General features: G+C 39.1%; 13 protein-coding genes and 2 riboswitches. Of the genes, 5 read left to right on the top strand and 8 right to left on the bottom strand.

Annotation, left to right across the window (positions count from 1 at the left end; translation table 11 throughout):
• Positions 1 to 48: 48 nt before the first annotated feature.
• A riboswitch (SAM riboswitch) is annotated at positions 49 to 205 on the bottom strand.
• 546 nt (positions 206 to 751) lie between these two features.
• Both pckA and BN1765_RS16315 read left to right on the top strand, forming a co-directional pair.
• Entirely contained in the window at positions 752 to 2338 is a 1587-nt protein-coding gene (gene pckA / locus BN1765_RS16310; RefSeq protein ID WP_050616136.1) for a phosphoenolpyruvate carboxykinase (ATP), read from the top strand.
• A 565-nt stretch (positions 2339 to 2903) separates the two neighbouring features.
• The gene (locus BN1765_RS16315; RefSeq protein WP_050613279.1) at positions 2904 to 3533 is read left to right on the top strand and encodes a lipoprotein; all 630 of its coding nucleotides are present in this window, start codon (positions 2904 to 2906) and stop codon (positions 3531 to 3533) included.
• 610 nt (positions 3534 to 4143) lie between these two features.
• On the opposite strand, the gene BN1765_RS16320 is transcribed toward BN1765_RS16315, so the two are convergent.
• Positions 4144 to 5379 (bottom strand): IS110 family RNA-guided transposase, encoded by a 1236-nt coding sequence (locus tag BN1765_RS16320; RefSeq protein ID WP_050613344.1) that lies wholly within the window; start codon positions 5377 to 5379, stop codon positions 4144 to 4146.
• A gap of 95 nt (positions 5380 to 5474) precedes the next feature.
• Positions 5475 to 5696, bottom strand: coding sequence for a hypothetical protein (locus BN1765_RS16325; RefSeq protein WP_050616137.1), 222 nt, complete (start codon positions 5694 to 5696; stop codon positions 5475 to 5477).
• A gap of 341 nt (positions 5697 to 6037) precedes the next feature.
• Between BN1765_RS16325 and BN1765_RS16330 the strand changes: the two genes are divergently transcribed.
• Positions 6038 to 6559 (top strand): hypothetical protein, encoded by a 522-nt coding sequence (locus BN1765_RS16330; protein WP_147554219.1) that lies wholly within the window; start codon positions 6038 to 6040, stop codon positions 6557 to 6559.
• Positions 6560 to 6607: 48 nt separating this feature from the next.
• Here BN1765_RS16330 and BN1765_RS16335 read toward each other — a convergent pair whose 3' ends face one another.
• Positions 6608 to 7366 (bottom strand): gamma-glutamyl-gamma-aminobutyrate hydrolase family protein, encoded by a 759-nt coding sequence (locus BN1765_RS16335; protein WP_050616139.1) that lies wholly within the window; start codon positions 7364 to 7366, stop codon positions 6608 to 6610.
• Positions 7367 to 7606: 240 nt separating this feature from the next.
• Positions 7607 to 8041 carry a universal stress protein gene (locus BN1765_RS16340; protein ID WP_050616140.1) on the bottom strand — a complete coding sequence of 145 codons (435 nt, stop codon included), beginning with the start codon at positions 8039 to 8041 and terminating at the stop codon, positions 7607 to 7609.
• 297 nt (positions 8042 to 8338) lie between these two features.
• A riboswitch (cobalamin riboswitch) is annotated at positions 8339 to 8529 on the top strand.
• A 129-nt stretch (positions 8530 to 8658) separates the two neighbouring features.
• Between BN1765_RS16340 and metE the strand changes: the two genes are divergently transcribed.
• Positions 8659 to 10983, top strand: a complete 2325-nt coding sequence (metE, locus tag BN1765_RS16345) for a 5-methyltetrahydropteroyltriglutamate--homocysteine S-methyltransferase (RefSeq protein WP_187119461.1) — start codon at positions 8659 to 8661, stop codon at positions 10981 to 10983.
• 236 nt (positions 10984 to 11219) lie between these two features.
• Here metE and BN1765_RS16350 read toward each other — a convergent pair whose 3' ends face one another.
• Both BN1765_RS16350 and BN1765_RS16355 read right to left on the bottom strand, forming a co-directional pair.
• On the bottom strand, positions 11220 to 11471 hold the full coding sequence (locus BN1765_RS16350; RefSeq protein WP_050616142.1) for a hypothetical protein: 252 nt from the start codon (positions 11469 to 11471) through the stop codon (positions 11220 to 11222).
• 209 nt (positions 11472 to 11680) lie between these two features.
• Positions 11681 to 13195, bottom strand: a complete 1515-nt coding sequence (locus tag BN1765_RS16355; RefSeq protein WP_050616143.1) for a DHA2 family efflux MFS transporter permease subunit — start codon at positions 13193 to 13195, stop codon at positions 11681 to 11683.
• Between the two features lie 189 nt (positions 13196 to 13384).
• Here BN1765_RS16355 and BN1765_RS16360 point away from each other — a divergent pair, with 189 nt between their 5' ends.
• Complete coding sequence (locus tag BN1765_RS16360) at positions 13385 to 14014, top strand: TetR/AcrR family transcriptional regulator (protein WP_050616144.1); 630 nt, start codon at positions 13385 to 13387, stop codon at positions 14012 to 14014.
• A 175-nt stretch (positions 14015 to 14189) separates the two neighbouring features.
• Here the strand turns inward: BN1765_RS16360 and BN1765_RS16365 are convergent, their stop codons facing one another.
• Together BN1765_RS16365 and BN1765_RS20155 are read right to left on the bottom strand one after the other, a co-directional pair.
• Positions 14190 to 15107, bottom strand: a complete 918-nt coding sequence (locus BN1765_RS16365) for a M23 family metallopeptidase (RefSeq protein ID WP_050616145.1) — start codon at positions 15105 to 15107, stop codon at positions 14190 to 14192.
• A 554-nt stretch (positions 15108 to 15661) separates the two neighbouring features.
• Entirely contained in the window at positions 15662 to 15916 is a 255-nt protein-coding gene (locus tag BN1765_RS20155; protein WP_147554220.1) for a hypothetical protein, read from the bottom strand.
• Positions 15917 to 16103 lie beyond the last annotated feature (187 nt).

Here is a 16103-nt window from a genome sequence, read left to right on the forward strand (position 1 = left end):
TCCTTGATGTGAGGAAAGGGTACTTGTTATTGTACGTCTAGCCTTTCGCTCTTATCGTTCAAGGACCAATGCCTTGCATCAGGTTAGCACCTTCGCTGTCGCAGAATCTTTGACCATGCGCTGCATGATAAACAAGATAATGCTGCAATGACAGCAGGTTGCTGGGCTTCAAAGGGCCTGTCCCTCCACCAGCTCGGGATAAGAGAATCCGTTCAGTAATAAATGATAACATAAACACTATGATTGTCAACATTTTAACCCCCCCGCCCTAAAAATGGAAGGCTGTCCGAAAACTCTGGCTTGCTTTTCGTTCTATTTTTGGCCGTTACTATTGCCCTATAGCAATCTAGTCCTTTTACAGCCGTCAAAAGGATGTTTTTTATTGTAGCAAAACATCCCTTGGAAGAGATACCAAAAGCAAAGCACTATGATCAAGCGTTTGCTTCCTTTTTTCTGGGGTGCCGTTGTATATGAAAAAATGGGATAGTGGTTCGGCTGCCTCGTTTTACCTCTACATTCAACTATATCTAGATTAATAGTTGAAAAATAAAGAAAATTAATTCATAATTTCCTTGTAAAGATCGAGTATCCTTTCATTAAGTAGGAACCCGGTAATTAATTATGCTTTTTGATTATTTCTCTTCATTTATTTCACATTAGTATGGATTATTGAATTATATGTGTTATACTATTTTACATGTTAAACAATATATGGAAAAATCACATTATAATAAAGGAAGGTATCTCATATATGAATACGGTCGAGGTTTCAAATGAGCTACATGAATTAGTAAACGGCAATAATGTAAGCGTACAACTATCTGTTCCCCAATTGGTGGAAAAAGTGCTGCACCGTAATGAAGGAGTCCTTTCATCCACAGGTGCTGTCAAAGCTGAAACAGGGAAATATACGGGGCGTTCCCCGAAAGACAAATATATCGTGGAAGAAGAATTATCTAAAGACAAAATTGCATGGGGCTCTGTCAACGAACCCATTTCCCAGGATGCATTCTTGAAGCTTTACCATAAAGTCATTCAACATCTGAAGGAAAAAGATGAAATATTTGTCTTCAAAGGATTTGCCGGTGCCGACAAAAAGACCCGCCTGCCGATCCAAATCGTGAATGAATATGCATGGCATAACCTATTTGTCCATCAATTGTTCATCCGTCCCGATAAGGATGAACTAGCTGAGCATGATGCCCAGTTCACCGTCATTTCAGCTCCGAATTTCAAGGCGGATCCTGCTGTTGATGGAACAAAGTCAGAAACGTTCATCATTATTTCATTTGAATATAAAACGGTATTGATTGGTGGTACCGAATATGCGGGGGAAATGAAAAAATCAATCTTTTCCGTCATGAACTATCTACTGCCTGAACAAGATATCCTTCCAATGCACTGTTCAGCCAATGTCGGGAAAGAAGGCGATGTCGCCTTGTTCTTCGGGCTGAGCGGCACTGGGAAGACAACCCTTTCTGCCGATCCCAACCGCAAATTGATCGGCGATGATGAACATGGCTGGTCTTCTAATGGTGTATTTAATATTGAAGGCGGTTGCTACGCAAAATGCATCGATCTTTCACGAGACAAAGAACCGCAAATATTCGATGCCATCCGGTTCGGTGCCGTTCTGGAAAACGTCGTTCTGGATGCTGAAACAAGAGTTGCCGATTACAGCGATAAATCTTTGACAGAAAACACGCGTGCCGCCTATCCGATTGATGCCATTGATAATATTGTCAATCCAAGCATCGCCGGCCATCCGAATACCATTATATTTTTAACCGCTGATGCCTTTGGCGTATTGCCTCCTATCTCTAAACTTTCCAAAGAGCAGGCAATGTATCATTTCCTTAGCGGCTATACTTCTAAATTAGCCGGTACGGAGAGGGGCGTCACATCACCGGAGGCAACTTTTTCAACTTGTTTTGGATCGCCATTCCTTCCGTTGCCGGCAACTGTCTATGCAGAAATGCTCGGACAAAAAATTGACGAGCATAATGCAAATGTATTTTTGGTCAACACCGGATGGACAGGCGGAGAGTATGGCGTGGGCAGCCGGATGAAACTGGCTTATACCCGGGCGATGATCCATGCCGCTTTTGAAGGCGATCTGAATAACATTGAAACAGTGAAAGACAGTATTTTTGGCCTGGATATTCCTTTGCATGTACCCGGTGTGCCGGATGAAGTGCTGCAGCCGCATAAAACATGGAGTGACCACTCTGCTTACCTGAAAAAAGCAAAAGAACTTGCCGGTAAATTCCGCGACAACTTCTTAAAATTCGATCATGTATCATTTGAAATCAAAGAGATTGGCGGACCGATTCAATAATATCTTCATATAGCAAAAAGGATAGAAAAAGCGATTAAATGGCTTTTTCTATCCTTTTTGTATTTTTCTATTAACCCGCTCCCTTACAGCCGAAAATAGGACGTACCATTTCTTCCCTTCCTGCATCAAGCTCCTTATATGCAGGCGGAACACCATATCAATTTCAAAAAAATCTTCCACCAAATATCTGACAGCAAAATAACTGCACCCATCATGGAATTACTTCTGTCTGTGAAGGATCCCATAAGCAATATGCTTATACACAACAAAAAGGCCGCTTGTAAATTATCTAAGGGTGACAACTCTCAAACCTATGTAAATAAAAAGACCGAACATATTATACATATAAAATATGTTCGGTCTTTTTTGTTATGATACTGGTTCGTAACGATTGTTGTTTTATCTTGTCTTACTCAACTAACGTGGCAGGTTAGTGGAAGATGAACAGTTGAAGAGTTAGTGATATAATAATTAGAAAATAAATACAATTAACTTAAATGGCACACTTTTAAATTGATACTATTGAGTTAAAAGGTAAAAATACTTAGAGTATGGGGTTGGATGAATGAGAAAGATGCTATACCTTTTTCTTTTTTTACTATTGTTGAGTGGTTGTCAAGAATCAAATAGTAACATTAAAGAAGAAAGTTTAGAAGAAACTAAAACAGACGATTATAAGGAGAAAAATATGTTTACGATTGATGCCTATCTACAAGATATAGAGGATGTCCTTGAATTGAATTCTAAAAATCTAATTGATAAATTAAAGGAAATAGATAACCTAACTTTTTATTCTGAAGTAGAACTGTTAGATTTTTCAACTTTTGTTGATCCGACACACTATACCTTATCAATCGTTATGTTCTCGATGGATAAAGAAGCTAATGAAGTTTTTTATGAAGGTAATGATTCTAATTTATTTTCTGGTAGTATGAATATAATTGATAATATTAAATATTATCAGATATCAGATAATCAAATGAATCTTTTTTCTACATTTTATGAGGAAAATGCAGAAACGATTGTTCCTAAAGAACAGGAAGTAATAAAAGACTGGTTTGAGGATTGTTGGATAACAGCAAACAACGGTCAAGAATCTGGATTACCATCCTATTTCTCTTTTCACGATGAATATAAATCATATGACTTAATTAATAAAAAATGGATTTCAGAAGATGAGATGTGGTCTTTTTAAATGTAAACATAACTGACTGCTAATAAGCAGTCTTTTTCAATTAACCTAAAGTTACATAGCAGAAAATCAGAGCTGTCATTTAGATAGTTTTTTCTTATGCGGCTAACGTGGCAGTTTAGTGAAAGAAAGCTTCTAACTTTCGTGGTAAAATAATACAAGGGATAGAAATGGAGAAATTCTTGGTGAAAATTACTATTTATATATTTATTGTTTCATTTTCATTATTGTTAGTATCGATAAATATAGAGAGAGTTACAAAGGACAAAAAAAGGGGTTTTATTGTGTGAAAAAATACATTAATCAGTTTTTAAAGAATTTTTTAATCTTTTTTCTTATTGGTTTAGTTAGTAATAAGCTCCTTAAATCTAATTTTGAAGTATTAACTTCTTTTTCTATTGCAATAGGACTATCTTTAGGCATATTAATATTTAGTTCTCGCAAATGAAAACCTAAGTATTGTGAAGTATTGTACTTAAACTAAACCAGCTAATAGTTTGTCAATCATTTCACTCAAAAATATAATGTAAGCATGCTATACTGAAAATAAGGCATGACAAATAAACTTCCTCCAACAAGATGGAAGTTCCTTGAAGATATGTGAAAATTTATTTTAAGCAACATCTTGGAAGGTTGTTTTGGTTTTCAAAAGAGCGTAAATCCAATGTAAAAGCTTATTAGCACAGGCAATAATGGCTACTCGATAAGGTTTTCCCTCGTCTCGCTTTTTGTCGTAAAACTCACGTAATCTCTTATTTCGAGGGATGAGTTCTTTGGTCGTTCTAGTTTTACGGGCATCTCGAATGGCGCAACGGACAGCTGTGAATAAGGCATGCCGTAGCCTGCTGGAACCCCTTTTCGTGATGTGATTCTTGGTACCCTTGAAGGTACCAGACTCGAATACACTGGGGTCAATTCCCGCAAAGGCTACTAACTTTTTAGGGTGATTAAACCGATCTATTTCTCCAATCTCGGAAATAATCGTGGCCGCGATTTTTTCGCCGATACCAGGAATGGATTGGATAATCTTATATTCTTCTATATTTTTTGCTAAGGCATCTATCTCTTCTTCAAGTACGGATAGATGCTTTTTATATTCAAGAAGAATGTTAATAAGCATCTCTAAACTAATCAGATGGCTATGATACAGGGTCTGCTGAAACGGATTTCGATTAGCTGCTTGTATGAGCTTATTCGCTTGATTACTGGCCCATTTCTGAGATCGGCTCTTGCACAGTTCATGAATCTTCACGGTAAGGGTCTCTTCACCAGCTTCCAACACTTTTTTAGAGGTTGGAAAGGTTGATAAAGTACGTAAAGAGACATCCGAGTACAATTCTCCGAACACACCTACATACTCAGGAAATACTTGATCCAGCACAGATTGAAATTGTAGCTTAGCTTGGACAAACATACCCGTCAAATTCTCGTGCTGTCTCGTCAGATTACGCAAGTTCAAAAGCTGAATGCCACGCTTTTTATAGGGCTCTAAATCCTCTTTGTAATACAGCTCGCAGAGATGGTGAGCATCAATTATGTCTGTTTTGACTTTGCGTAAACTCGAACTTTTCGCTTTGTAAGAAATGAGTGGATTCACAACGATTAACAGGTATCCTCTTTTTTCAAAATACTGAACGACAGGCAGGTGATAATGTCCCGTAGATTCCAAAACAATGGGTGGCTGTGAACCTGATTGTTCTTCCACTTCTTTGATAAAGGCGTGTAATTCCTGTAATCCATCCAGTGTATGTGCGACTTTAAAGCTCTTTTTGTATGGTTTCTTTTTCTCCAAGAATGCTTGAACCTGACTTTCTCCTTTTGCGACATCCAGACCAATGACTGGATTCATGATATCTCCTCCTCATCAATGAATTAGCTGGTAACCCCTAAATGGCTCNGGCCCCTCTTTAACAGACGCATTTTAACGACCATCTGTGTATAGATCTAATCGTTCATTTTGCGGTATATAAAGGGAGAAACGGCAGTGTCCCCTTTTTTGCCCCATGCGAATAAATGGCTATACGCTTGGTGGCCCATTGATTTCTTGACGATGGCTAAGCAACGCTCGCAATAATAATGAACATCTGAGCTTCTCTTTTCTTGCATAGGGGTCAATTGGCTGCAGTTACATTTTTTTTTGCAATAGGTGCATTGTCTAGTATCCATCTGTCACATCTCCTTCGCATGATGATTAAGCAGGCTATAGGCAGGAATCAGATTATAGAGCTTGAATTTCTAGGCAAGTCCAGTATACATGAAATAAACATATGGAAAAGGAAATTCACAAATCGTTTAGACAATGGTTGAAATACAGTCAAAAGAAAGGAATGGGGCAACTTGGCTTTCCTGCATCTCTTTTCAGGCTAATCCTCCTGTGGCGGTCAATACATGGTTGAATAACATATAGTATAGATCGATGCTTGACAGCTAACCGATATTCACATGCAAAAATAAACGGTTCTTTCCCCGCAGAATTAGAACCTGAAAGGAAGAAAAAGATGTATTCCATGAATAGAAGTGATTACGCTGTATACGGACACCCCTATCTGTCTATGTACAGTGAAAGATATCCCGATCCCGTCTTTGTTTCTCCCGCCCAGCCTAACCCCGCTGCAGGGTTTCCTTTTCCGGTAATCATTCCGGGCAATCCTACTCCATTCATTCATGTTTCTACTGGACCTGGAACTTCCTTTCCGCCCGGCTTTCCATTCCAAGGAGGAGGACAAGGCGTTCAGGGACCACCCGCAAGCAGTCAAGCGCCCCAAGGCCCTCCTCCAGCCTTTATTCCGGCCAAACCGCAAAAACAAGGAGGAGGAGGGGCAACGGCATTAGTCGATACCAATGTGCTGCAGTTTTGTTTATTTCGCTACACCTATGTATGGCTGAATAACGGAAACCATTTCTGGTTCTTCCCAATTGCCATCGGGAAAAACGCAGTGGGAGGATTCACATGGAATTCGGTACAAAACCGCCCTTTCTTTATTGCCTTGGATAGCAGGAATATAGACAATGTCAGTTGCTCCTATTAGCAATTGCAGAAGAAAGGACCTGTCATCTATTTCGACAGGCCCTTTCTTTTATGCAAATTGTTCACACTGGCTGCTCTTCGCCTGATGGCACGCTTCAATATATCCTTTCAGCAATTGTCTCATACTATCATCCTTTTCATAGAGTTCTTCTGGATGGAATTGCAGACCAAGGATGAAATGGGTGGGATCTTTCCCCTCAATCGCTTCGATTATTCCATCGGGAGCCGTGGCAACTACCCGGCATGGGTCGGCGACTCTTTTCACTGCCTGATGATGCTTGCTGTTCACCTTTGCATGCGAGATACCCATTAAACGATGAAGCAGTGTCCCTTCTTTGATATGTAGATCGTGGGTCGGTTCCTTTCTCGATATCATTTGATTGTGTTGAATATAACGTACATCGGATTCGATATCCTGGACCATAGACCCACCCAGCGCAGTATTTAATGAGCCAAATCCGCGGCACACACCGATAATCGGAATCCGTTTTTTCATTGCATATTTAATCAACATTCGTTCCATATGATCTCTTCCCACATTTATCATTTTTATTAAGTGGGTGGGTTTTTCATCATAAAACATCGGAAAAACATCTTCTCCACTCGTTAAAAACAATCCGTCACAAAGTTCGATGCATTGCCGGGCCATTATTCTATTGCCCACTGGAATAATGATGGGCATGCCCCCTGCATCCAAAACCGCTTTGACAAATTGGTGGTTGGCCTGCACGCAAGGATTCGTTTCGCCAAGGATTTCAATATCCAAAACAGAACTTGTAATGCCGATAACAGGACGATTGCTTTTCATAAGCGTTTCCCCTTTTCCATGTATTTACATTCCTTTTATACCCAATTATTCAAAATGAATATCGATATAAAGCCTCTTTTTAAAAATTTTTTCTTCTATTCAAGGAAAAGTCACAAATTGCTTTGCTCGCTGAAAAAGCACCCGTAAATCAACTCGTTTTATCTAAACCTATTTCTGTTTTGATTATAAAAACCCGGCAATCCTGCCGGGTTCAATCTTTTGATCGTCTAAATTATATTCTTAACGGACCACCAAGACGTCACATACTGCGTGGCGTACAATATATTGCGAGACGCTTCCCAGGACGAACCGTTCAACAGCATTCAATCCGTTGGCGCCACATATAATTAAATCCGCCTGATGTTTCTTGGCAATCACTTTCGTAATCTTGGACTTTGGAGAGCCTAATTCCAATTCGCACACTACCTCAGGGAGGCCGGCAGCCTTCGCTTTGGCCATGTATTTTTCCAGCAGGCCCTCTCCATATTTCTTGGCCGATTCTATGATCGAACCCTTATACACTTCCATGCCAGGCGATGTAACAGGGTCTACCACATGGCCAATAACCAAACGGGCTCCATTATTTTCTGCAATATGTATTGCTTTTTCAAATGCTTTTTCTGCCACTTCAGAACCGTCTACTGCCACTACTACTGTATGATATGTCAAGCTCATACAATTTCCTCCTTATTATACTAGGCTATTTCCGAAAAACTTGGTCACTTTTAAACTAGTAAGATCCTTGAAGCCATTGAGGTTTAAAAACAATTATCTTTTAAAAATAGTATAGTACATATTTATGATATTATTTTCTGACTTCTGTGAATAATTCATCCCAAAAACCGACATAATTCTTTCATGGCGCCAGCGACAGAAACAGGATAGACTATATGACTGTTTATCCCTTACCTCTATTGACGTTTATAAATAAAAATGGTAAGATTCCATATAATTTACTAAATAATCAGAAAAATACAGACCATAGGGATAGGTTTCTTAATTTATACAAGAATTAAAAGGGAAGTTTGGTGAAAATCCAACACGGTCCCGCCACTGTATTAGAGGAGTTAGCACTTGTAGATCACTGATTGTTTTTCAATTGGGAAGATAGTGCCTAATGATGATCCTTGAGTCAGGAGACCTGCCTATCCTGCAACACTGTTTTTTACCTACGGAAGATAGGAGGGTGTTAGAATGAAGAAACCTATATATACATATGGGCATTTCTAACTTTTTCTATGTTCAAAGTTAGAAATGCCTTTTTTATATTCATGTATTTATACTACAGGGAGATGAATGCTTTGCAAACTAGTAATTTAGGTTATCCACGCATTGGTGAAAATAGGGAATGGAAAAAGGCTCTTGAACAATATTGGGCAGGAAAAATAAATGAAGAAAGCTTTGAACAAGCAACAGATCGTGTCCTGTTATCTAATCTAAAAAAACAGATTGCATTGGGAATAGATATCATACCAGTTAATGACTTTAGCTATTATGACCATATGTTAGATACTGCTGCAATGTTTGGATTAGTGCCAAACCGATATGGCAGTATTAATAAGGATATACCTTTGGCGCAATATTTTTCAATGGCTAGAGGGAATAGCACAGCCGTTGCATCCGAAATGACCAAGTGGTTCAATACAAATTACCACTACATTATTCCAGAACTTAATGAAACAACCTTTCAGTTAATTGAGAATAAGCCCTTAAAGGCTTATAGAAAAGCAAAAGAAAAACTGGGGATTGAAGGAAAACCCGTTATTGTCGGCCCATATACATTTCTAAAGCTTTCAAAGGGATATGAGGAAAAACAAATTCCAAGTCTTCTTTCACAGCTCATTCCGTTATACCAGCAGGTTTTCAAGGAATTACAAGCTGAAGGTGTGCAATGGGTGCAAGTTGACGAACCTATATTAGTAACATCCCTTTCAAAAGATGAATTCGAAACCATTCAATCTATTTATGCACAATTACATGAAGCAGCTCCTAATCTAAAAATAATGCTTCAAACTTATTTCGATTCAATAACCGAATACCAAACAGTTGTATCCCTGCCCGTACAAGGAATCGGATTAGATTTTGTCCATGATCGCAATCAAAATTTACAGTATATTCAAAAATTAGGCTTTCCAGAAGATAAAGTACTAGGCTTGGGAATTATAGATGGCCGTAACATTTGGAAAGCCGACCTAAATAAGAAGAAAGAAATCATTGATCTCGTCTTAGAAAAAGTAAACACAGAAAGACTGTGGATACAGCCATCTTGTAGTTTACTGCATGTTCCCATCACCATCAAAAATGAACCAAAATTAGATAAGACATTGAAGAACGCGCTTGCTTTTGCAGATGAAAAGCTACAAGAAATCCACATGCTAAAAAATAGGTATGATCTGAATCAAAACAGCAGCGATGCTTTTTCCAAAAGCGAGAAAGACATAAATAACCTAAACATGTCCGCTGCCCGCAATAATTCAATTGTACATTCAGCTGTTAAAAATATTTCTAACCAAGATTTTAGACGCAAGCAAAGCTTCAAAGAAAGAAAAGAAATTCAACAAGCATATTGGCAGCTTCCAGACTATCCAACTACAACAATTGGCAGTTTCCCGCAAACCGCTGAAGTACGCAAAGCTCGCCGCCAATTTAAAAGTGGAGAGTGGACTTTCGAACAATATAAAGAGTTCATCGAATCTGAAATAGCCAGATGGATTTCTATCCAAGAAAAAATCGGGCTGGATGTATTGGTACATGGCGAATTTGAACGCAATGATATGGTGGAATATTTTGGAGAAAAACTAACAGGTTTTGCTTTTAGCTCAAATGGCTGGGTTCAATCTTATGGATCGCGTTGTGTGAAGCCGCCTATTATATATGGCGATGTAGCATTCAGCGAACCAATGACTCTAACAGAAAGTTTATATGCCAAGAGCCTAACAAGTAAACCAATGAAAGGCATGCTGACCGGGCCAGCTACTATCCTAAACTGGTCATTCGTTCGCGATGATCTCACTCGTAAAGAAGTGTGCTTTCAAATCGCACTTGCATTAAAAGAAGAAGTTGAAATTCTCCAGAGAAATGATATTAAAATGATTCAAGTAGATGAACCAGCATTACGCGAGGGGCTGCCTCTAAAAAAAGAAAATTGGCATGAGTATTTAGAGTGGACGGTACAATCATTCTTATTAGCAACATCTTCGGCTGAAGCGACCACACAAATTCACACTCATATGTGTTATTGTGATTTTAATCATTTCTTAGAAGTCATTAGTAAGCTTGACGCCGATATCATTTCTATCGAAACTTCAAGAAGCCACGGTGAACTTCTTGAGTCTGCACAACTGAAAGCCTATGACAAAGGAATCGGGCTTGGCGTCTATGATATTCATAGTCCCCGTGTTCCTTCGGTAGAAGAAATAGAAAATATGATTTCGGAGTATTCAAAATTATTACCAAAAGAACAAATCTGGATTAATCCAGATTGCGGGTTAAAAACCAGAAAAGAAGAAGAAACAATAGCATCACTGCAAAACATGGTGAAAGCCGCAAAAAAATTCCGCAATGAAATTGGACACACTAACACAGACGCAGACGCAACAACCGAAGAAATATGTTAATAACTACCTTTAGCTATTTAAAATTAATAATTAGTGGGGGTTTTCATTCATCTCCCTCCAACTATTCGTTGAATCAATCAGATTCTTGCTGGAGCTTATCTAACACTTACACTTCTTCATCTTCACGCATTTGTTGAAGTGGGAGTCTAACTCCAGGTAGAACTATAAAAAGAATCACCAAAACCAGCTTGGAGACCATAAGTGGTTTTTGGTGATTCTTAAAATTAGAATAGATTTTACTCTTCATCTGGATGGAAAATGGCGTTTACATTATGGAAATTGAAGTGCCCGCAATTTTCGCACATGGTGGTGATCGCCGGAAACTCCCTTTGCCCTTCCTCAACCCCTTGTTCATCCTGAAGAATAATGTAGGTATATTTTTCAAAAATCCTGAACGAATGATTATGGCAAACTTCGCACGTTTGTAAAGCTCCCTGTTCTTTTAACACTTTCTCAATTTTGTCAACTTTCTCTTGTGGAAAAGTCATTCATTCCATCTCCTTACATTTTTGAATAGATACTAGAATAATACCCCTATTGTTTATTATTAATCAGAGAATGTCCGATTTATTTTTCGACCCGCTTACAGGCCGCCAAAACTAAAAAAGGCTGTTCCAAAAGTCAATAGGACTTTCTGGAACAGCCTTTATCTTTGATAACTTAAAAGTATCCACAGCTGTCTAATGCATCGCTGTGCTTACAAGCTTTCGCTTTTAGTAGCCTGTGTGTTTACTTCTTCTTTTGCCGGTTGAGCTCGCTTGATGAAGAGTGCCAGCACAAGCGCCAAGACGATAATGACCGTAGACACAAGGAAAGAGAAGTTGATTCCTTCAAGTGTCGCCTTGGCCATGATTTGCTGTTTCATTTCTGCCATGGCGCTCTTTGTAGGTTGTGCAGTCATATGGCTCATCGCTTCTTTTGCCAGTTCTTCTGCTTGTGATTTCGTGCGGTTTTGCATGATTGTTACAAGCAATGCGGAACCGATGGCACCCGATACCTGGCTCAATGTGCTGTTCATCGCCGTTCCGTGCGGTGTATAGCGCATCGGTAGCTGATTAAGCCCATTCGTCATAATCGGCATCATGACCATTGACATCCCAAACATACGGACTGTATACATGATGATCAGTGTCGTATAAGTCGTATCCATCGACAATTGGCTGAACGTATAGTTTGTGACGAGCGTGATCGTTAAACCAATCAACGCCAGAATCTTGGCACCGAACTTATCGAACAGTTTTCCCGTAATCGGCGACATGATTCCCATGATGATGGCCCCCGGCAACATGAGCAATCCGGAATGAAACGGCGAAATGCCTCTTAATGTCTGTAAATAGATCGGCATCAGCAGCATAGCCGAGAACATAGCCATATTCAATGTAACGGAAATGGCAGATGCTAATGTGAACATTGGATATTTATAGACGTGGAAATCAAGCATCGGCTGCTTCAGTTGGAACTGTCTAAAAATATAGATAACCAAGGCAACTGCCCCAACAATCAATGTGATATACACTTCTGGAGAACTCCAGCCTTTATTCCCCGCTGAACTGAATCCGTACAGGATGCCTCCGAATCCGATGGTAGATAAGATGACGGATAACACATCAATCTTAATGGCAACCTTCTCTTTTTTGTCTTTCAGCTTAAAGAATGCAAGCACTAAAACAATGAAGGCAATAGGCGAAATAATATGGAACAATACCGGCCAATCATAGTTTTCGACGATCCAGCCGGATAAAGTAGGCCCGATTGCCGGCGCAAAAATCATAACAAGCCCGAAAATCCCCATTGCTGCTCCGCGTTTTTCAATCGGGAAGCTTGTTAGCATCACATTCATCAAAAGCGGCATCATGATTGCAGCACCCGCTGCCTGAATCATACGCCCAGCCAACAGAACAGAGAACGCAGGCGCAAACCCGCCGAGGACTGTCCCAGCCGTAAACAACAGCATGGCGGTCAAGAACAACTGTCTTGTTGAAAACCGCTGGATCAAAAACGCCGTCGTCGGAATCAATACGCCGTTCACCAGCATATAACCAGTCGTCACCCATTGGACAGTGGACGCTGTTACATCAAATTCCTTCATAATAGAAGGCAGTGCTATATTAAGCAGGGTATTTGCCAGAAGAGCAACAAATGCTCCAGCCAACAATATAAGTATTACCCCATAATCCGGTTTGGCTTGTTTACCAATAACTGTTTTTCCCATAAAACTCTCCTCTTACTCGTATATATTTAATTTGATTACTCAACACTGTGTTTGATAACAATCATACTGAACATTATAATATAGACATTAAACAATGCAAGCAACAATAGTGCTTCTAATGTCATATTTCCAACATTTCAATTTATTTTGTTGATTAAAAAAGATAATTTTAGAAGGATGGATAATAAAATGAAAAGCCCAAAAGTTGACAGAAGAGTAATAAGGACGAAAAGATTGATCCGTGATTCGCTTACAGATCTAATGATTGAAAAAGGATTCGACGGCCTGACAGTGAGCGATATCACGGAAAGAGCAGATATCAACAGGGGCACATTCTACCTTCATTACAGAGATAAATATGATTTATTGGAACAGAGTGAGGCAGAAATAATTGAAGAGATTAAACAAATCAAACATGAAAAATTTATATCTAAAGGAAATTTAGTAGAAAATAAGGAAATCATGTATGAGCCCTCTCCTTATATTATGAAGCTATTGGATTGTATAAAAGAAAATGCCGAGTTCATTAAAGTCCTGCTTGGACCTAATGGAGATCCACGTTTCCGTCTAAAATTGAAAGAAGAAATGCGGGCAAATGTAAAAAAAAATATCACCGAACATCTCGAACTAAATGCACTCTATGTACCCGTGGATTATGCCAGTGCATTTGCCGTATCCGCGCAGCTCGGCGTCCTTCAACATTGGCTGGATACCGGGATGAAACAATCTTCCCGCGAAGTCGCTACTTATATTAGAAGGATTATATTCGGCCCACGTGATGATGAGGCCTGGCAGCAAATGATCAAAAAAAAGCCGTGAAGCACCTCTTATAATCCCCGCTAAAGATTTATCCTTATTGAAAAAGCATCGTTTTCTTTTTCATTAAAAGATTGGACATAACAAAGCACCCTGATTGAAGGGCGCCTATCTAATTAAAATGGGATAAAAATAAGCATCCCTCAAAAGAGAGATGCTTCTATATAAAGCCTTCCATCTAATGTCTGATAACCACTACATGGCTGGCGGGAATCCATCTTGACTGTCCGATATCATAGAAACCATTTTTATATCCATATACTTTAAAGTACATTTGGCCATTAACCCGCTCTTTAAAAGAACCGTTTGGCGACCGGTAAACATTCACTTTATATCCAGCCGGGTAATCCACATAACCGGTATCCTGTGTAAACGTAACATAATCTGCTTTAATCCAAGTGCGGGAGCCAATATTAAACCAATTTCCTTTTTTCGCATAGACTTTGTATGCATGGCCGCCCAAAACACGCCCCTTATATGCACCGCCAGGCGTTGCATATACATTTACACCATATCCGGCAGGAAATTTGACCTTAACCGTTCCCCATGATCCGTCCACAGGATTACTTTGCGGCTTGGCTGCCGCTGCTGTTGTTACGGTTGTTCCCATATAATCCAATGGATTGACAGCATTGGATTTATCGATATTCCAGGTGCCTTTATGTGTTTCAAAGTGCAAATGCGATCCGGTTGAATCTCCGGTGCTCCCTACTTTGCCAATCAATTGGCCGGCTTTCACATATTGGCCTTCTGTAACGGCCCTACTGCTCATATGGGCGTAAACCGTTTCCCATACTTGTCCATTAATCGTATGTCTGATAAAAACAGCATTTCCATAAGACTGTGATAAATAGGATCTGCTTACTGTTCCAGCAGCCGCTGCTTTTACTGGTGTCCCTGTTGAAGCTGCAAAATCAATTCCAAAATGCATATTGCCATTTCGGCTTCCAAAAGAAGAAGATAACTGTCCCTCAGTTGGTTTTATAAAAATAGCCTGTGAAGCATATGCGCTCGGCATATTAGCTAACACTCCTATAAAAAACAATACTGCAATAAAGATGGAAAAGACACGACCAAGCTTCACAAAAGGTTTCACTCATATACCCCCTTTTGTTTAGTGATAACTTTACCCATTCTATAGAGTTATCTATTTGGGGTATATAGGCTAAAAGAAACAAACGCCCAAAAGAAAGAGACATATAGCATGGTCTTTCCGGTACAAACAATCACCATCAATGCGAATACCTTGTTAAACACGCAACAAAAGAACTATTTTTTATTACAAAATAGATAGAAACTATTATTCTGTTATCAAAAAGAAATAAAAAATGTGACCATTTCCACCCTCATATTTTGGTCGGAATCCATTTTCCACATTGATAATTGGACAGAAAGAACTTTTATTGAAGAAATTCTTTTGAAAAAAGTAAGCAAAACAACCTATATGATTTTTTTTGTAAAATAACAGAAAAATAAGATAATCATTTTTCTGGAATATTTTATTAAAAAATTCCTAGATACAAACTTAATAGGATTCTTACTAGTGCTTGATCGCCCGCTTACACTTCTTTGTCTTTACTCCCGTGTTGATGTGGGGGCTTTACAATTAGAATAGGATAAAAAAAGAACAATGATTTCTTTCATTGTTCTTCAGCCTTTTCCTATATCCTCAAGTTGTGCCAACATAGCCTCTTCAGACTCGTCCAATGTAATAATAAGTTCAGCCGCCGCTGCTTCTTCCATTTTTTTAAAGCCATTGATCAGAATGTAGCCATCCTCTTCATATTCTTTTTTAAAATGCCTATAAAAGCTCACTGCAGCCCTTTTTGCTGCTTCCTTTTCAACAGCCGGAAATTGCTGGCGCAGCATCCCTCTTCCAATCATATTGACAATATATAATTTCACCAGGGAACAGCCTCCTTTCGTATCAGTCCGGTTCATATAATCAGGAAAGACTATTTTATCGTTCTTTAACGATTTATACAATCCTCTTTCATCGGAAAGGTATATGTTAACCCAGCTAAAGATGATGGCCGCCATAAAGCTTAGAATGTTGGAATCCATTGGTTGGTTTACGTTATGTAATTCCCTT

The sequence above is a fragment of the Bacillus testis genome (genome assembly GCF_001243895.1).
GTDB lineage: Bacteria > Bacillota > Bacilli > Bacillales > DSM-1321 > Bacillus_AD > Bacillus_AD testis.